Here is an 18,363-nt window from a genome sequence, read left to right as displayed (position 1 = left end):
TGGGTGTTTTGCAGAAAATGAAGAGGAGTCGTTAAAATGGAACTATTAAATATTAAAAGTCTCAGCAAAGTATATGGCAAGAAAGTGCTGTTCAACGCATTGAACAATATCAGTTTTACGGTATCAGATGGAGAGTTTGTAGGAATTATGGGGCCTTCCGGGAGTGGAAAGACAACATTGCTGAATATGATCTCCACCATAGACAGACCCACAGCAGGGGATGTTCTTATAAAGGGAAAGAGCACCTTGTCTTTGAAAGGCGAAGATCTTTCTTTATTCAGACGACGAGAGCTCGGCTTTGTATTTCAGGATTTCAATCTTTTAGACACATTGACCATGGGGGAAAATATTGTTCTTCCGCTGACGCTGGACTCTGTTCCTGTCAAAGAACAGGACACAAGATTGAAAAAAGTAGCTGAAATACTCAAAATAGAAAAGCTTCTTGATAAAAGAACATTTGAAGTTTCCGGCGGAGAAGCCCAAAGGACTGCCATAGCCAGAGCTTTGATTCACAATCCTTCTTTACTTTTGGCAGACGAGCCTACGGGAAACTTGGACTCAAAAGCTTCAAAAACAGTCATGGAATTGTTTGTGGAGATAAATAAAAGTGAGAAGGTTACAACCGTCATGGTAACCCATGATCCAGCAGCAGCCAGTTACTGTGACCGGATTCTTTTCATTAAAGACGGAACTATTTACAATGAAATTTATAATGGAGGGAGACGCCATCAGTTTTATCAGGAGATCATAGATGTGCTGTCTATGCTGGGAGGTGACAATTGATGGAGTTCAATTCGTTTGTCTACCATAATGTCCGTAGGAATATGAAGGCTTATTTTGCTTATTTTCTCAGCATTTGTACATCATCAGCACTGTTTTTCTCTTTTTCTATGTTTCTTTTTCACCCCAATAGAGGACAGTTCAAATCTTACATAAATGCAGCGATTCTCATCACTGAAGTCATCGCATATCTCTTCTTGTTTTTCTTTGTGTTTTATTCCAGCAGTGTGTTTCTAAAAAGCAGATACAAAGAATTCGGGGTGTTATTTATCACCGGCATGACTAAAAGACAAATGAACAAGATGATTTTCCTTGAGAATATCATCATCAATACAGCTGCAACGGGGAGTGGAATCATCGTTGGTTTGGTGTTTTCCAAAATATATTTGCTCCTTATTGAAAGGTTTTTCAGGATGAGCAGCTTAGACTTCTACTTCCCCATGGCAGCAATTATCATCACACTGACCTTCTTTATCATTTTGGGCATTTTAGTTTCATTTTTTACTTCTGCGATTATAAAAGAAGATGAAGTGCTGAGGCTTCTGAAAGCCACGAAAGCGCCAAAGGCAGCACCCAAATCATCCAGTCTTCTGGCTCTCTTTGGATTTGCACTTCTTCTTGGATGCTACTATATCGCTTTAACCGTACGCAAGGAGAACCTGGAAAAGATTCTATTGCCTGTAGTGGCGATGGCTGTACTTGCCACTTACCTGCTATTCGCTCAGTTTAATATTTGGCTTATCAAGATGCTTAAGAAAAACCGCTCCTTTTATTTCAAGAAAACAAACCTTCTTTGGATTTCCAATCTGTTTTATAAGATCAAGGATAATTCAAGAATGTTCTTTCTGATCTCCATAACATCAGCCGTTGCGTTCACTTCCATCGGAACTTGTTTTGCATTCTGGAAGAATAACTTGGACAGTATTGAGAAGAGATACCCCTATGATTTTGTCTATTCTACTTTAGGGAAACCAGAGATAGCGGAAGAGCAGACGAGATTTCTGGAAGATCTTCTAAAAGAAGAGAAGTACTCCTATAAGAAGGTCATTCTTAAGACCGTGAGTTATGAAGTAGACTCAGAAGTACATCACACCTTGATCAGCGAAAGCACCTATAGGCAATTATCGGATCAGCTGAATCTAAAACCGATAGAGTTCAGTATAGGGGAGGCAATTTATATTCCTACTGATGGTGAAAGGAAAAGTCCGCTTCTAGAAGTTCTTAACAGCCCACTTACGATAATAGGTGAAGGTGAATCAAGAATCACTGCTCTTCTTTATGATGATGTTTATGTTGTCAAGGACGCCCTTTACAACATGGTTTCAGAAAAAGATGAGAGCTCAGCCATATATATTTATCAGGTGGAGGATTGGACAAAGAGTTACCAAGTATACGACAGGTATGAAGAAAAATACAAGGAGGAGGAATACAGCCTATTACTGTCTAAGTCTCATATCTATGAATCAGAAAAAAGTGCTTATGGTACGCTGCTGTTTCTAACAACGTTCATTGGTGTCATATTCTTTGTAGCCTCCGGAAGCTTTATCTACAATAAGTTCTACATGGATGAAGAGGCGGATCAAAAAAAATACATCCAGCTTCATAAGATCGGTCTTAGTTACAAGGAAATTAAAAGGACTGTTACGGTGGAGATTGGCATCCTGTTTTTACTCCCATTTGTGGTTGCTGTCCTTCATTCTTCGTTTGCTCTGGCAGCACTTCAGAACCTCTTTTTGATAGAGGTCACCAGTGGCGCTTTTCTAGTGATGGGCAGTTTTTTACTGGTTCAAATTCTATACTATTTGTTTATTAGAGGGAAATACTTATCAGAGATTGAAGAGCATCTTATGGAGTGAAATTAATGTTTTCATTGCCAAAACTTGTATTTTTGGATTACCAAACACAAATTAAATAATCCGGTCTTACTTATGATACGGCTCATTATTCCAAATCCTAAACGCCCGATAAAGCTGCTCCAGCATACAGACAAAAGAAAGCTCAGGACTAAGTGATAATGAAGACAACCTCATCGAATCTTTTGAATCAAAGGGAACATTCAGCAGGAAGGCAATCTTTGAATTGCCACCAAGAGACAGCTCCTGAAGATGTTCGGAAAACTCCACAGAATCTTTAGGTAGTCCTTTGGTGGACACCTGAATGGTATGGTATCCAGAGAGGAGATTTTCTAGAGAAATAGATTCGTCATAAGACTGAAGAGAAAGTGTACAGTATCTCTTCAGTCTTTTCATATATTCTTTTGAAGCACTTTCGTAGTAAGAAGGCAGTGTTGTTTTAGGCATCACAATCATTATATTCAGCATAGTATCTCCTTTATAGGGACTTTCCTTGCTCACGAGAACAATGGAAAAGACTATTTTTTGGTTTCGTTCAGGAACTCCAGGGCTTTCGCCAAGGTATTCTCTGCCTGTGGGGTGTTCATGATAAACTGATATTCATGACCAAGTTTCCCTTCTTCTTTGCTATAGAAAGCTTCAGAGACCTGCACTCCATAACTCTTCAGTTTCTTCACTAGATCCTTCCCCTGATCCTCAAAGGAACCGGTATTTCCATCGGTGATAAAAGATGGAGGGAAGTTTGGAGAGATATGATCCAGCACAGAGGCTTCTTTAACCATTGGGGACTTTTCCCAGTTCCATTCTCCAATATAAGCCCAGCCCACTCTTTTAAAGATGAAATTGATGATGGCACTGTCGCTGCTTCCCGAAAGTCTGGACACATCATATGGGCCACAGAACAGAAGCGTTCCCTTAATCTTGTCAGGAGTTAGAATTCTGTCTATCTTAACCAACTGAGCATAGTTCTGATCCACCTGAATGTTAACGAACTGGCTGACTATCTGGGCTCCAGCAGAGTCTCCAGCAAAGTAGATTCTATTCAGGTCCATTGGGTACTGGTCCGCACGTTTTTCGACGAACTTATAAGCTTCCATGAGCTGATAGATAGGTGTTGGGTATTTAGAACTTGGTGCCAAGTCATAGTTGATGTTCACAATCACGTGACCCTTGGCTGCAATCTGTACCGCATACTCTGTGATATCAGACTTGTCTCCGCCTAGAAAGGCACCTCCATGCACCCAGAAAATTACAGGAAGTTTTTCCTCTGCATTCTTCGGTAGGATGATATCCAGATGGCCGTTTTTATATTGAGAGTCATAGGAGATATCTTTTTCAACAGATACCAGTTTTTCAATCTCCTCATAGTTTTCAGGCTTTACAGCTACACCACCGTCAAAGAGCTTATAGACCATCTTCGCGGTAGGTTTTGGAGAAATATAAAAGAGAGCGATAAACAGAAGGATCAGAGCAGTAAGTACATAAAGCAGTATCATGGTAACACCTTTCTTTTTCATTTTTCGTAAAACCTCTTAGCGTAGTTTTTCTTATAAACTAGGGATTTCTTTCTATTATCATATCAGAAAACAGCTGGTTTCAGCATCCAATGTTTCTCCACAGTTTAAATTATCTACGGTTCCTGTGAAAGCATCTGCTATAAAGAGTAAAAAAGAAGAACCCCGAAAGGTTCCTCCTTGGTGTTGCCATATGGAAGGTTCCCTGATGAACTTCTGATCAGATAGATCAGTTCTATTCAGGAAGAGCCAGGGTAAGAACAGTGCTGTCTGCACCTGTACCTGTGTACTTGGTGTAGGAGAGCTTCTCACCGGATACACTGAAAGCACTTCTCTGAATCTCTCCATCCACAGCAACCAGTGTGGTGGTTCCGGAAAGCAGGTCATATACATACAGGCCCTCATTGGAAGCCCCATTGACGTCCTTCTTCAGATAGTAGGAGATCATTCTCTGATCCTCTGAAAATGCTACTGCACCGATGGCGATACCTTCAGCGAGAACAGTTCTTGTGCCTGCATCCGCATCACTGAGAACAAGAGCGCTCTTGGCCCCGTCTCCGATGATTGCGGTGAAGTGGGTTCCGCTTGGAGAAGGAAGAATGCTGTAGATATTTTCCAGTGGAAGGGTGGTGATCTCTTTCGTATTCAGGTCAAATTTCTTCAGTGAATTTGAACTTACTTCAGTAAGGAGGATGGCATCCTTCACTTGCACTGCATGAATAACACTCAGGTCTTTCAGCTCCTCCACATGTTCCACATTGCCTGCAGGAGTCTTTACGAAAATGCCGCCTTTATAGGATGGTCCGATGATGGTGTTCTCTGAAGTCCATTCTCCACTCATGGCTTCCTCGATGAGGGTTCCACCGTTGGCAGAAGCCATTGGCATCACGAAGTAGGCAGGGTCTCCAAAGGTGTATTCATAGTAGAAGACATTCTTTTTGTCCTTTGAAAGTTCTCCACCCCAGAAGTTCCAGTTTGCCTTACCGAAAAGAAGGGTAAACTCTTTGCTTTCCAGGTCATAGATGAAGAGGCTTCTTGGATGAAGATCCTTCAGTTCTTCTGCAGTCATTTTTGGAAGATCCGGATTCTCTTTGGATAGAATTACTGTGTGGTCATCCAGCCAGCCGGTGATCTCCATACCTTTCAGTGCTTCTACAGATTCCACGGTGACTTCTTTAACAGGTTCCTCTCCTTCTTCTCCAATGATCACTATATCCTCACCTGGTTTTTCTCCATTTGAATCCACGGGGCTTTTTCCACTGGCACAACCGGCTACAACCGTCATGGCAAATGCTGCAAGTAGTGTGATGGCGATGTTTTTCTTTTTCATAGTTGATACCTCCTTTTTGATTACCCTTATCATATCTTGAGGTTGTTTCCATAAAATATCTGGTTATATCCATTCTTCGCATAAAAGTAAACATTTTATGAATCGGACTTTTCATTAGATTCTGGAGCTATCGGAAAGGAGAGTTCAAAGGCTGTGCCTTCCTTGGAGGAGGAGAGCAGGCGAAGCTTTCCTCCCTGAAGCTCCGTATACTTCATGGCAAGAGAAAGACCTAGTCCGACACCGCCGGTTTCCCGGGAACGGTTCTTGTCTACGGTGTAGAAAGGATCAAAGATTCTCTGGGAGAGATTCTCAGGGATCCCGATACCGGTATCTTCCAGATAAAAGATTCCTACATCATCCTTCCTGTAGACCTTCAGATGGATCTTGCCTTGAGGTCTGTTATATTTGATGGCATTGTCCAGAAGGTTGGAGAGGGTGATGATGAGCGCTTCCCGATCTCCCAGGATGTGTACCTCTTCCATGTCTTTGCGTAGAGACAGACCAAACTTCTCCATCTTTCCCTTTAGACTGTGGATCACCTCTTCCACCACTTCATGAAGGGGGAGAGAGGTTAAGGCTGCTTGAGGGGCGTAATGCTCCAGCTTTGACAGTTCCAAGGATTTTTCCACCATGTCATAGAGTCTTTCGGTATCTTCTTCTATAGCGGATAGTGCTTTTTTAAGAAGGGCTTCATCTTCGGGATACATGGACAAAAGATCCAGATAAGCCCGGATGGAGGTGAGAGGTGTCTTGAACTCGTGGGTCACGGCACCGATGAACTCCTTCTGCTGTTTCTGAAGGATCTCCAGTTTTTCTACAGCTTCCTGAAGCTTTCTTTCTTCCTCTCTCATGTTGTCCAGAGTAGTCCTGATTTTCTGACCCATATGGAAGACTCCGCGGCTTAAAGACCCGATTTCGTCGGATCTTCCGGATACGGGGAAGTCGTAGGTGCCAGATTCAATTTTTTCTACGGATCTGTTCAGGTGGAGGATGTCTATGGCATAGGAGCGGAAGTACAGATAGGCGATAAGAAAGGTCACAAGAAAGACAGCACCGCCCACATAGAGAAATCGGCTGGCTGTGCTTTCATAGAAGCTGTTTTCATTTCGGAGGGAGTAGTAAAAGGCGAGGATTCCCACCCGATGATTTTCAAGGCTCAGGGGAGTGAGATAAAAAAGGTCATTCCCTCGAGCCCGGTATAGGGTGCTTCCCTCCAGTGCATGGGGAAGAAGCTCCTTTAAGGTCTCCTCATTGAGGGTTTCCTTTCTCGGACTGAGAAGGGCACCCTCTAAAGAGAACAAAGCTGTTTCAAGACCGGTGTAGCTTAGAAGATCCTTAGTGAGAATCTCAGCATTTTCTTTCAGAAACACTTCAGGTAGGAGTTCACTGCTGGCAAGGAAGCTCTGACGTAGATAAGCTTCGGAAAGAACCGTCTGCTGCTTCAGATAACTCTCGTATTCTATCTTCTGATTCTCCCGGATCCCTCTCAGAATAAACATCCGAAGAAGAAACACCGTAAGCAGCAGAAGGGTCAGGAGAAAAAGGCTGAACTTTACTTTGATGCTTATCTTCATAAGGAGCCACCTGATACCTTATATCCTACACCGTGCTTGGTTTCAATGACATCTGCGTATTGGGGTCCCAGTTTTTTACGCAGTCTTCCCACGTGAAGATCCACGGTTCTGGTTCCGCCGATGTAGTCCATACCCCAGATGAGATCCAGCAGCTGCTCCCTCTCATAGACCCGGTCAGGGTGTAGGAAGAGAGTAGCCAGAAGCTCATATTCCTTGGGGGTAAGGTCCAGAAGAGTGTCCCCGGCGTAGACCCGATGTTCTTCAGGGTATACTTTTACCCCTCGGATCTCTATATAGGAAGTGTCCTTTTCCTGGCTCTTCAGATCCTCCACCCGTCTGAGAAGTGATTTCACCCGGGCCAGCAGCTCCCTCATGTCAAAGGGTTTTGTCATATAGTCGTCTGCGCCCAGCTCCAGACCCAGCACCTTGTCAATGATTTCGCCTTTGGCCGTGAGCATGAGGACTCCAAAAGACTTTTCATAGGAAAGCCTTTTAAGGATCTCAAAGCCGTCCATACCAGGCAGCATCACATCGAGAAGAAGCACATCGGGCTGAAAGTCCTCGATGGCTTTTAAGGCACCTTGTCCTGTATTGAGGATTTTCACGGTGAGACCTTCTTTTTCCAGGCCATAGGCAATGGCTTCTGCAATTCTTAGTTCATCTTCCAGGAGAAGGATCTTTCCTTTCATCTATGTTCACCTCACGTTACATTTTTTTGCGTCATCTATTTTATGGAGAATCTTTAGACTCACACAGCTTCATAGCTTTAGCGTACTTTAGGAGAGAAGGGGAGATGTATCAAAAATATGACATTGTCTATTTTTGTCAGATGAGTAGGGGAAATGGCTTAGGAAAAGAGCTTAGGGTAGAAAGAACAGCGGATTTTCATTGTCACATCTTTCACAGTAAGGTAGAATGAAAGAGATTCTATTTTGATTTATTTTTAACGATAGTAGGAAACCAGGGGGAAAGCAATGAGGATTGGGGCATTTTCTAAAAAACATCAGGTAACGCAGGATGCAGTGCGTTTTTATCTGGAGAAGGGTCTTTTGGTGGCTCATAAGCGGGGAGAACAGTATTACTTCACTTCTTCTGACGGAGAAGATCTGGAGACCATCAAAATGCTGAAAGGACTTCAGTTTTCCCTCAGCGCCATCCTGGAACTTATGACCCTCAAAAGGCTCAGCGGAGAAGACTCGGCTCTCTATAGACAAAAGTATCTGAAACATTTGAGAGTGCAGCAGGAAGAGGTTTTTGCCATGCGGAAGAAAGCCGAAAGCCTGGAAAGGATCCTTCAGGAAAAGATTGAGAAAGTAGAGAAAGAGGAGAAGAAGGACCGGGTTTTGGGGATTCCTTTAGAAGCCCTCTCCATCCTTGACTGTCCCTCCTGCGGGGAAAAGCTTCCACTTAAAAGAGGGGATCTGGTGGATCATATGGTGGTGGAAGGAGACTTTCAGTGCAATTGCGGCTATGAAGCCAAGATCAGTGCAGGGGTCTTTGTCTATGAGCCTTCTGTTCGGACAAAGATGAACTGTGGCAGGAAAATGCAGACCAAAGAGGAGTTTCTTCAAAACTCCAGCCATACCTACATCAATCATCTTTATCAGACCATGGGTCTTATGATGGAGCGCATCGATGAAGTGAAATCGCCCCTTCCCTATATGATGGAGATGAACAACTGTGTGGGCTTTTTCCTTCAGCAGTATCTGAAAGAGCTTCGGGAGGAAACCACCTATATTCTGGTGGATTATGACTTAGAGAGAATTCTTCAGCTGAAGCGGAATCTGGAATGCTATGCAAAGCATGAGAAGTTTCTCTTTCTCTGCTGCGACTATGACCAGCTTCCACTGAAAAAGCAGAGTGTCGATCTTCTGGTGGATTTTGGCATGGTACGAAACTTTGAAAAAGAAACGGGAAAGTGCCTTCTTACTCCGGTGCTTCCGCTTTTGAAGGAGGAAGGGGACTACGTGGGCGCGTCACTTTATGCAGAGATGAAAAAGTCAGAGCTTCGCCCGGAAGTAAAAGGGTATGAGGAGACGTTTCATTCGGAGAAGATGAAGGCGCAGGGTCTTCAGATGGTAAAAGAATCTTCACTGGGGCCAGCTTATCAGGAGAATCCGGAGGATGCTTTCCTTTCTGGAAAACCACTTTATCAGAAGGTGATTCATGGAAGAAAGAAGAAGAGAAGCATTGTTTTGGAAGCTATATAAGAGAAGAGTGAATCATCAAGAAAACCATGGAGTCAAGACCATGGTTTTTGTTATTTTACGGAAAAACTGCTGAATCTTCCTGTTGACATGGACAAAAGACAATAATTTAACATATAGATATAAGTTTGAAAAATATCAAACAAAATGCGGGAGGAAACAGAAGTGAAAAAGAGAAATCTGAAATGGTATGCAGGGCTTCTTCTGGTCTTTATGATCATGAGCTTTGCGGGATGCCAGAAAAGCGATGCGCCAAAGGAAGAAGAAAAGGGACTTTATACAGCAGGCACCTATGAGGAAACCGTCAAGGGACATAATGGAGACCTGACGGTTTCTGTGGAACTGTCCAAGGATGCCATTGTATCCGTAAAGGTGCTGTCCCACACAGAATCTGCAGGGATCAGCGATACACCCCTCGAAAGAATCCCTGCGGAGATTGTGGACGGACAAACTCTAGCTGTGGATACAATTGCAGGAGCAACAGTAACCTCAAAGGCCCTGCTGGCCGCAGTAGAAGCTTGTATTGTCAAAGCAGGTGGAGATGCTGAAAAGCTGAAAGCAGCCACAGACAAGGAAGAGGAAACCAAGGTCACTGAGATCACCACGGACGTGGTGGTAGTCGGTGGCGGCGGTGCTGGACTGGTAGCTGCCGCATCAGCAGATGAGCATGGCGCTAAAGTGATTGTACTGGAAAAACTGGCTGCAACGGGAGGATCCACTGCACTGTCTGGCGGAGGAATTTCCGCCACAGACACCAAGTTCCAAAGAGCAGAAGGCATTGAAGACTCCAAGAATTCCTGGATGGAGCTTTGGAAAGAACGTCAGGCATCTTCCAATGAAAATGGAAAGTATCCGGATTATGATTTTGTGGACCGGTTCATGGATGCCGCAGTTGTCACCACAGAGTGGCTGGTGGATACCGTGAAGCATGAATACTCTGCCATCATGGGCTTCGGACTGGATCCAGTTAAAAGACTTCATTTTGCAAAGAGTGACGCCACCACCAAAGGTGGAACAACTCTGACCAATAACATCAAGAATTTCATCACCGGCGAAGGCGTAGAAATCAGAACGGAAACCGAAGTGGTGGACATCCTGGTGGATGAAAGCGGAAAAGTCATCGGTGTGGAAGCGAAAGACAAGAATGGAAAGATCATTGTCCATGCAGATAAAGTGATCCTTGCAGCAGGAGGCTTTGCCAAGAGTGAAGAGCTTCTGGAGAGATTTGTGCCGGAAGCCAAAGGAACCTCTGCCCTTAGCTGGGCTTCTGCAGGAAGCACCGGAGACGGCATTGTTATGGCAGAAAAGCTCGGCGCTGCTCTATATGAGGAGCCTTGGGTCATGGGCGTTGGCATCGGCAGCAAGATTCCAGGCACCCAAGCCCTTGGTATGGACTGGACAAGGCTTTATGTGAATTACGCCGGTGAAAGGTTCATGAACGAGGAAGTGCACTACTCCATCGCCACCAACAAGCTCATTGAAGAAAAGGGCACCTGGCTCCTGGTGGATTCCACAGAAGCCAATGGAGACCTTGTGAAAGCTTTAGAAGCGGCCATGCCTTCTGAGGAAGTGGTGAAGGGTGAAACATTCAAAGAACTGGCAGAAAACATGAAGGTCCCAGTGGAAACTTTAGAAGAAACCATGAAGACCTTCAATGAGGGCGTGAAGTCCGGTGTGGACGCCATGGGCAAGTCCAAGGACTATCTTGTTTCCGTGGAAAAAGCCCCCTACTACGCCATCAAGTTCTACCCAGTGACCATGGGGACCTTTGGCGGGGTAAAGACCAATGATTCTTTCCAGGTGCTGAAAGACGACGGAAGCATCATCGAGAACCTCTATGCCACAGGAGAAAATGCCAACAAAATTCTCTACAATCAGGTGTACATGTCCGGATCCGCAGTGCAGTTTGCGCTGACCAGCGGAAGAATCGCAGGACAGCATGCTGCGGAGAACCTCAAATAATTCATTTGACTACAGGAAAAGGTGCTGGAGACAGCACTTTTTTCTGTAGAAAAATAACAGATGCAGAGCGTGAGAAAAAGAATCCCGTCTATTTAATTGGATGCAATTGAAATGAAACGGGATTTCGATTATAGTAAAGGTATGGAAATAAAGAAAAAAAGTTATGGCAAAGAACATGATCTCAATCTGAAACTGCTGATCTCACTCAGCCGGAGCCTTTCCATGGTCCATAAGGAGACCATGAGGAACATGAAGGACTCTGGATTGACCCCCTCGCAATTTATGGTACTGGAGGTTTTATATCACAAAGGAGACATGAGGGTCTGCGAGATCACAGAGAAGATTTTAACCAGTGGCGGCAATATGACCGTGGTCATACAGAATCTTATGAAGGAAGACTATGTGGTGAAAAAAGCGACCCCTGGAGACAGGAGGTCTTATCAGCTGAGCCTCACAGAAAAAGGAAAAGATATCATGGAAGAGGTGTTTCCGAAGCATCTTTCCATCATGAAAGAGTCCATGGAGGGCCTCAGTGAAGAAGAAAAGAAAACCCTCATCACCCTTCTGAAAAAAATGCAAAGGCTGGATGAACATGAAGCTCCGTAAATATGTAGGATACAGAACCTTTAAAACGGCCATTGGCGCCACCTTAGCGGTGCTCATCGCGGAGTATGTGGGACTTTCCTACGCGGTTTCTGCAGGTGTCATCACAGTGCTCAGTGTCCAGAGCACCAAGAGAAAATCCATTGAAATTGCCCTAAGGAGACTGGGCTCCACAACCCTAGCTTTGGCGGTGGCAGTGGCGGTTTTTCTTCTCTTAGGCTACTCTGCCTGGAGCTTTGGCATATACCTTCTCCTTTTTATCCCCACGGCGGCGGCGCTGAATCTCAACGATGGCATTGTACCCAGCACCGTCCTTGTGACCCACCTCTTGGTGGAAGAATCGGTGGCTTTTTCCTGGATCCTCAATGAGTATGGCATACTTGTCATTGGGGCGGGGATTGCCCTTCTTCTGAATACTTATATGCCCAGTGTGGAAAAGGATATCCGGGCTGCCCAGAAGGAAGTGGAAGAACTCTTCCGGGCCATTCTTCTCAGTTTTTCTAGAAGCATTCTCACCCAGAAGAAGGATCATGAGGCAGAAGATCTTCTTCAAAAGCTGGATGCGACGCTGAAAAGAGGCATGGACAAAGCCCAGAGGCTTTCCTCCAACTACCTCTCCGAAAGCTTTGTGTATTATGTGCGGTATATGGAAATGCGGATCAAACAGTACGAAGTGCTGAAAATCATGAGCGATCATCTGAACCATGTGACCAGATACTATGAGCAGAACCGCCTGGTGGCTTCTCTTTCAGAACTGGTCAGTGACCAGTTCCATGAGATCAATACAGCAAAGGAGCTCATGGAGGATCTTTGTGACTATCTGGAGATTTTCAGAAAGCAGGACCTGCCGAAAACCAGGGAAGAGTTTGAGAACAGATCCAGTCTTTACCAGTATATAAGAGATCTTCAGCGGCTTTTGGAAATCAAGAAGAAGTTTTCTGAGAACCTGTCTGAGTACGACAAAGAGACCTTCTGGAAACAGAAAAAAGATGGGGCAGCCTGATGTGGCCGCTCCATCTTTCATTTTTTATCTTCTGTTTTCTCTGTTTTCTTAGGCTTCTCCTTCTCTGACCACTTTCTTCGCTTTCAGATAACGGAGGAGCTCTTCTTTATCCTCAGGGCTCCAGTCTGAAAAGTCCCGGAGAAGTTCTGTCAGCTCTCCCTGGAGTGTGGTCTCCCGGAGGAACATGGGTTCCTCTTCCTTGAAAAAGCTGTACATGGAGATGTCCAGAGCTCTGCAGAGGCTTGTGAGGGTATCGATGGGGGGTAAACTCTTCCCATGCTCTATATCGCTGATATAAGAGATGGAAAGATTTGTGACACTGGCGACTTCTTTCAAAGTAAGTCTCTTTTGTTTCCTGGCTGCTTTCAGTTTTTCACCAATGCTCATAAGATCCTCCAAATTCCGTAAATTTTGGTATTTCAGGTTTATTTTACAATGAAAACCATGAAAGAAGTTACAGGAAAGATAAATTACGCCACAGGCGTAAAATCCATTGAATTATTTCGGTTTAAACGTATAATATTCTTATAGGGGGTGGAGGAGTGGTCACTATCGGAGATAATATACGCAAATACCGAAAAAAGAAGAATCTGACACAGAAAGAACTTGGAGACATTGTAAAAATATCAAATACATATCTTTCAGACATGGAAATCGGAAGAACAAATCCGTCCATTAAAACATTGAAAAGAATCGCCAAAGGCCTTGAAATCAGCTATGTGGACTTACTAAAAGATACAGAAGAATAGAAACAATCATTTCATCGGGAGCAGGGATCTTTTCTGCTCCAGATGACTTTTTTTATGAAGTTTCCGTTGCCTCTTGAAAAATGACATGGAAACCATGATAATAAGAAGAAAGAGATTAACTTGTATCAAATTGATTTGGGCGGGGAAACTGCCTTTGGAGGTTTAGAATGAAAGGTGAAATAGGTATTTATGGGTTTCGTGTCATGGGAGAGAACCTGGCAAGAAATATAGAGTCTAAGGGATATCCTGTGACCATTGGCAACAGAAGTGTGGAAGTCATAAGGGAGTTTATGGAAGGAAAAGGAAAGGAAGGAAACTTCATTCCTGCCTATTCTATGGAAGAGTTTGCGGCTTCTTTAAAGAAACCAAGAAAGATCATGCTGATGATCAAGGCTGGAGAAACCGTGGATCTTACCATTGAGAATTTTCTTCCGTATCTGGAGCCTGGTGACACCATCATTGATGGGGGAAACTCCAATTATGAGGATACAGAAAGAAGAGTAGCGTACTTGGAGGAAAAAGGCATCTATTATATCGGTTCTGGTGTTTCGGGAGGAGAGCTGGGCGCTCTCTACGGACCCTCTATGATGCCTGGTGGAAACAAAGAAGCTTGGGCAGGGGTGAAGGATATTTTCATGGCCATTGCGGCAAAGGCCGGTGTAAACGGGGATGAACCTTGCACCTCCTGGATTGGAAACGGCGGTTCAGGCCACTATGTGAAAACAGTACACAACGGCATTGAATATGGAGACATGCAGCTGATCTCTGAAGTCTACGCCATCCTTCGGGATGTGGTGGGGGCCGACAATGAGGAGATGGCGAAGATCTTCTCTACCTGGAATGAAGGAAGACTGGAGAGCTACCTGGTGGAGATCACCTCTGAGATTCTAAATGAGAAGGATGAAACGGGAGACTATATCGTCAATTACATTCTGGATAAGGCCATGCAGAAGGGAACTGGAAAATGGACGGTGATTTCCGCTCTGGAGGAGGGAGAACCAGTGACCCTGATCACAGAAGCGGTCTATGCAAGAATCCTTTCTTCCATGAAGTCTGAAAGAGTGGCTGCAGCCAAGGGCGTAGAAAAACCAAGAAGCCTTCCAGAGAAGAATGACACCGTGGTGCTTCTGGAAAAAGCCCTGTATGCGGCAAAGATCATCTCCTATGCCCAAGGGTTCTCTCTTATGAAAGCAGCATCGGATCATTACCGATGGGAGCTGAAGCTGGGAGAAATCGCCTCCATCTGGAGAGGCGGCTGCATCATCCGCTCTGCATTTCTCAATGACATCCGAACTGCCTATGAAGAGGATGCGGAGCTGAAGAACCTCATGACAGCCCCTTTCTTCAGAAAAGAACTGGAAGAAGCAGTGGCAGGATTAAGAGAGATGGTGATCCTTGGCATCCGGAACGGTATTGCCATGCCGGCCATGAGCTCTGCGCTGTCCTACTATGACGGATACCATACAGAGAATCTTCCAGCGAACCTTCTTCAGGCCCAAAGAGACTACTTTGGTGCGCATATGTATGAAAGAGTGGACCGTGCGGAGGGAGAATTCTTCCACCACAACTGGAGTGGAGAAGGTGGCAATACCGCTTCCACCATCTATAAAGTTTAATAGCGCTGAAAACAGCATGAAAAGAGACCTCGGGTTTATACTCGAGGTCTTTTTACGAACATGGGATTATTTTACGCACGAAATATATGGGAAAAAAGCAGAGGTTGTACGTATAGCGGAAAGAAAAAAAGAACCAGGATCTTTGGCCAAAACACCGAATGATGTTATCAACAACTGTGGATATTGTATGGATAAATACGGATATTGAGAAAAATATGCACGGTTGAAAGGGAAAAGTACAAAGATAACCGTTTTCATTCACAAAAATGTAAAGACTTCAAATTACGAATAAAAAATATTGCAATATGCTTAATGTTCGGATAGAATAAAGAGGTAATCATACTAAATATTTATACGAGGTGTAAAATGGAAAAACTTTTTAAGTTGAAGGAAAACGGTACAGACGTTAAGACCGAAGTGCTGGGTGGCTTTACCACATTCCTGACGATGGCCTACATTATTTTTGTTAATCCACAGATTCTGGCTCTCACTGGAATGGATCAGGGTGCTGTATTTACCGCAACGATTCTTTCCGCGGCAATCGGAACTTTCATCATGGCTTTTGTTGCCAACGTGCCTTTTGCTGTAGCTCCAGGTATGGGACTGAATGCATTCTTTACCTTTACTGTTGTTTTTGTCCTTGGATACTCCTGGCAGCAGGCGCTGGCTCTGGTATTCATCTGTGGTCTGATCAACATTTTCATCACGGTTACTAAGATCCGTAAGATGATCGTAAAGGCGATTCCAGAATCCCTTCAGTATGCCATCAGCGGTGGTATCGGCCTTTTCATTGCATACCTTGGAATCAAGCAGGCTGGATTCCTGACCTTTACAGCAGAAACAGTTTCCAGAATCACCGACAACGGAGATGGAAGCGGAATGTTCGCAGACATCATCCCTGCGCTGACTGATTTTACAAACCCAACCGCTCAGGTTGCTTTAATTGGACTCATCATCACAGTGGTACTTCTTCTTCTTAAGGTGAGAAGTGCAATTCTTATTGGAATCGTGTCCACCACTGTACTGGGTATTTTCTTTGGTGTAACCCATGTTCCAGAGCTTTCTGCAGACATGTTCAAAGTACCTAGCTTAGCGCCAACACTTTTCGCACTGGACTTTAAAGGTATTTTCGCAGCGGACAAGCTGTTTATCACACTGACCACCGTCTTTGCATTCTCTCTCACGGATACCTTCGACACCATCGGAACTTTCCTGGGTGCTGGAAGAAAAGCAGGGATCTTCACAGAAGAGGATGCAAACTCCATTGAAGAATCCAAGGGAATGAGCACGAAGATGGAAAAGGCTCTGTTTGCTGATGCTACTGCTACCTCCATTGGTGCACTGCTTGGTACCTCCAATGCTACCACCTATGTGGAAAGTGCTGCTGGTATCGCTCAGGGAGCGAAGACTGGACTTGCATCTGTAACCACAGGGGTACTGTTCCTCATCTCACTATTCCTTTCTCCTATCGCACTGATGGTTCCAGGCGCAGCGACTGCTCCTGCACTGATTGTTGTAGGTATCTTCATGTCTGAAGGTCTGAAGAATATTGACTGGCACGACCTGGCTGTTGCAGTTCCTGCATTCATGGTCATCGCGTTCATGCCTTTCTCCTACTCCATCACCAATGGTATAGCATTTGGATTCCTGTTCTATGCCATCTCCAAGATTATTCAGAAGAAGGGTAAAGAAGTACATCCAATCCTTTATATCATCACCGTACTCTTTATGCTTTCCTTCGTACTGACTGCCATTGCCTAAAGGCTACAGCGTCCCCGCGCTCTAGCTGGATCCCTATATATTCCATATAAGTGAAAAGATGCATCCTTTCTTGCGAGAGGGTGCATCTTTTATTTCTTATACTTCTAGTACCTTATTGTCTCCTTTTTTCAGGATCCTTGAAAACTAGGACTCATTCTCCAAGAAGACAAGGGAAATGGGTTCCGGAGTGTGGATGCCTTTCTTCAGGAGGGTCAGTTCGCCGGTGTTTTTATCAATTCTGAAGAGACTGAGATCGTTTGAGATCATATGAGCCACCAGGAGGAAGCATCCATCGGGGCTGAGGTTGAAGTCTCTGGGGTGTTCCCCTTCACTCAGATAGGTATCTATTTTCTCCAGCAGATGATTTTCCTTCACTTTGAATGCAGAAATGGAGTCATGTCCGCGATTGGACACATAAAGGTGCCTCTCATCCGGAGAGAGCCGGATGGCAGCGCCTGTATTCTCTTCTTGGAAATCCCCCGGAAGCGTCTTCATCACCTGCTTCAAATGATAGTCGCCGTCTTTGAAGTCATAGACAAAAATCTCTGAGGAAAGCTCGGTGAATACATAGAGATAGGGATGTTTTTTGGAAAAAGCGATGTGTCTTGGACCGGAACCTTTGGGCAGAAGGAGTTCTCCTTTCTTTACAAGGGTTTCCTTTGCTTCATAGCGGTAGACTTTGTCGGTGCCTAGGTCGCACACAAGCACTTCGGGAAGGTGTGGGTTTTTCATGGCAAAATGCACATGAGGCCCTTCCTGGCGCTTCTCATTAGGACCGGAACCTTCATGGGCAGCCTGGTCCAGTCTTTTTCTCACCATACCCTCTTCCAGAGCGTACAGATCAAGAAGCCCCTGATGATAGTTGGAGGCAAGGAGCCTGTTTTCAAAGGTGGAGATGTGACAAGGAGTGTTTTCTTTCTCAAAAAGCACTTTATCTACGATGCCCGTGGACAGATTCATGGAGAAGACACCGTGACTGCTGCCATCTCTCATGGATCCGTAGAGAATATTCATGTCGCGGCTGAGGGCGAGATAGGAAGGGTCCTCCACCTCATAAAAATCTTCGATGATAAACTCTTCTTCATTGAAGCGGAAGCTTCGCACACCCCGGCTCTCTTTTCTGGTGTAGGAGCCTATATAGCCTTTATAATCTTTCACACTGATTCATTCCTTTCTTCTTGGTTTTCTATACTTTCTATCATAACAAAAAAATGAAGGGATCCCATGACACTTTTGTAAACCTTTCTGAAAATAAGAAGTGGTGCTACAGTTCGCTGCATCTTCGTTTACATTTTTTGTAAACGGATTGCCACCTTTATGTAACCTTAGTTTTATACACGGGTGTTAGACTAAAGCCAGGAAGATAATCAGTGAAGCTGAAATAGGGCTTCTGGAGCTTAGTCTTCTGTGT

At 44.5% G+C, this 18,363-nt stretch carries 17 protein-coding genes; 10 read left to right on the top strand and 7 right to left on the bottom strand.

Annotation, left to right across the window (positions count from 1 at the left end; genetic code table 11):
* Positions 1-36: 36 nt before the first annotated feature.
* Positions 37-783 carry an ABC transporter ATP-binding protein gene (locus tag T487_RS0105855; protein WP_031575224.1) on the top strand — a complete coding sequence of 249 codons (747 nt, stop codon included), beginning with the start codon at positions 37-39 and terminating at the stop codon, positions 781-783.
* Complete coding sequence (locus T487_RS0105850) at positions 783-2,636, top strand: FtsX-like permease family protein (RefSeq protein WP_031575223.1); 1,854 nt, start codon at positions 783-785, stop codon at positions 2,634-2,636. Before T487_RS0105855 ends, T487_RS0105850 begins: the two co-directional genes overlap by 1 nt.
* Before the next feature lie 66 nt (positions 2,637-2,702).
* On the opposite strand, the gene T487_RS0105845 is transcribed toward T487_RS0105850, so the two are convergent.
* The 5 genes from T487_RS0105845 to T487_RS0105825 form a co-directional block, all read right to left on the bottom strand.
* A complete protein-coding gene (locus tag T487_RS0105845) occupies positions 2,703-3,101 on the bottom strand; it encodes a 23S rRNA (pseudouridine(1915)-N(3))-methyltransferase RlmH (protein WP_031575221.1) in 399 nt (132 codons plus the stop codon).
* 50 nt (positions 3,102-3,151) lie between these two features.
* Positions 3,152-4,150 carry an alpha/beta hydrolase gene (locus T487_RS0105840; protein ID WP_031575218.1) on the bottom strand — a complete coding sequence of 333 codons (999 nt, stop codon included), beginning with the start codon at positions 4,148-4,150 and terminating at the stop codon, positions 3,152-3,154.
* A gap of 232 nt (positions 4,151-4,382) precedes the next feature.
* Positions 4,383-5,477, bottom strand: a complete 1,095-nt coding sequence (locus T487_RS0105835; protein ID WP_031575216.1) for a WD40 repeat domain-containing protein — start codon at positions 5,475-5,477, stop codon at positions 4,383-4,385.
* A gap of 95 nt (positions 5,478-5,572) precedes the next feature.
* Positions 5,573-7,051 (bottom strand): sensor histidine kinase, encoded by a 1,479-nt coding sequence (locus tag T487_RS0105830; RefSeq protein WP_051651545.1) that lies wholly within the window; start codon positions 7,049-7,051, stop codon positions 5,573-5,575.
* On the bottom strand, positions 7,048-7,740 hold the full coding sequence (locus T487_RS0105825) for a response regulator transcription factor (RefSeq protein ID WP_031575210.1): 693 nt from the start codon (positions 7,738-7,740) through the stop codon (positions 7,048-7,050). The genes T487_RS0105830 and T487_RS0105825 overlap by 4 nt, the downstream gene beginning before the upstream one ends.
* Positions 7,741-8,025: 285 nt before the next feature.
* On the opposite strand from T487_RS0105825, the gene T487_RS0105815 reads away from it, so the two are divergent.
* The 4 genes from T487_RS0105815 to T487_RS0105800 all read left to right on the top strand — a co-directional run bounded on the left by T487_RS0105815 (position 8,026) and on the right by T487_RS0105800 (position 12,826).
* Positions 8,026-9,261 (top strand): MerR family transcriptional regulator, encoded by a 1,236-nt coding sequence (locus T487_RS0105815; RefSeq protein ID WP_031575208.1) that lies wholly within the window; start codon positions 8,026-8,028, stop codon positions 9,259-9,261.
* Positions 9,262-9,423: 162 nt separating this feature from the next.
* On the top strand, positions 9,424-11,220 hold the full coding sequence (locus T487_RS0105810; RefSeq protein WP_031575205.1) for an FAD-dependent oxidoreductase: 1,797 nt from the start codon (positions 9,424-9,426) through the stop codon (positions 11,218-11,220).
* A gap of 141 nt (positions 11,221-11,361) precedes the next feature.
* Positions 11,362-11,826 carry a MarR family winged helix-turn-helix transcriptional regulator gene (locus T487_RS0105805; protein ID WP_031575202.1) on the top strand — a complete coding sequence of 155 codons (465 nt, stop codon included), beginning with the start codon at positions 11,362-11,364 and terminating at the stop codon, positions 11,824-11,826.
* Positions 11,813-12,826, top strand: a complete 1,014-nt coding sequence (locus T487_RS0105800; protein WP_031575199.1) for an aromatic acid exporter family protein — start codon at positions 11,813-11,815, stop codon at positions 12,824-12,826. Before T487_RS0105805 ends, T487_RS0105800 begins: the two co-directional genes overlap by 14 nt.
* 48 nt (positions 12,827-12,874) lie before the next feature.
* Here T487_RS0105800 and T487_RS0105795 read toward each other — a convergent pair whose 3' ends face one another.
* A complete protein-coding gene (locus T487_RS0105795) occupies positions 12,875-13,213 on the bottom strand; it encodes a helix-turn-helix domain-containing protein (RefSeq protein WP_031575196.1) in 339 nt (112 codons plus the stop codon).
* Between the two features lie 155 nt (positions 13,214-13,368).
* Between T487_RS0105795 and T487_RS0105790 the strand changes: the two genes are divergently transcribed.
* The 4 genes from T487_RS0105790 (at position 13,369) to T487_RS0105775 (ending at position 16,952) form a co-directional block, all read left to right on the top strand.
* Complete coding sequence (locus tag T487_RS0105790; RefSeq protein ID WP_051651544.1) at positions 13,369-13,575, top strand: helix-turn-helix domain-containing protein; 207 nt, start codon at positions 13,369-13,371, stop codon at positions 13,573-13,575.
* 167 nt (positions 13,576-13,742) lie between these two features.
* Positions 13,743-15,191, top strand: coding sequence for a decarboxylating NADP(+)-dependent phosphogluconate dehydrogenase (gnd, locus tag T487_RS0105785; RefSeq protein WP_031575191.1), 1,449 nt, complete (start codon positions 13,743-13,745; stop codon positions 15,189-15,191).
* Positions 15,157-15,399 (top strand): hypothetical protein, encoded by a 243-nt coding sequence (locus tag T487_RS0105780; RefSeq protein WP_031575188.1) that lies wholly within the window; start codon positions 15,157-15,159, stop codon positions 15,397-15,399. The genes gnd and T487_RS0105780 overlap by 35 nt, the downstream gene beginning before the upstream one ends.
* 158 nt (positions 15,400-15,557) lie before the next feature.
* On the top strand, positions 15,558-16,952 hold the full coding sequence (locus T487_RS0105775; RefSeq protein ID WP_031575184.1) for an NCS2 family permease: 1,395 nt from the start codon (positions 15,558-15,560) through the stop codon (positions 16,950-16,952).
* A gap of 144 nt (positions 16,953-17,096) precedes the next feature.
* Here the strand turns inward: T487_RS0105775 and T487_RS0105770 are convergent, their stop codons facing one another.
* Positions 17,097-18,110 (bottom strand): lactonase family protein, encoded by a 1,014-nt coding sequence (locus T487_RS0105770; RefSeq protein ID WP_051651543.1) that lies wholly within the window; start codon positions 18,108-18,110, stop codon positions 17,097-17,099.
* Positions 18,111-18,363 lie beyond the last annotated feature (253 nt).

Origin of the sequence: Proteiniclasticum ruminis DSM 24773 (assembly GCF_000701905.1) — a bacterium.
Classification (GTDB): domain Bacteria; phylum Bacillota; class Clostridia; order Clostridiales; family Clostridiaceae; genus Proteiniclasticum; species Proteiniclasticum ruminis.
This window is presented reverse-complemented; position numbering and strand designations above follow the sequence as displayed.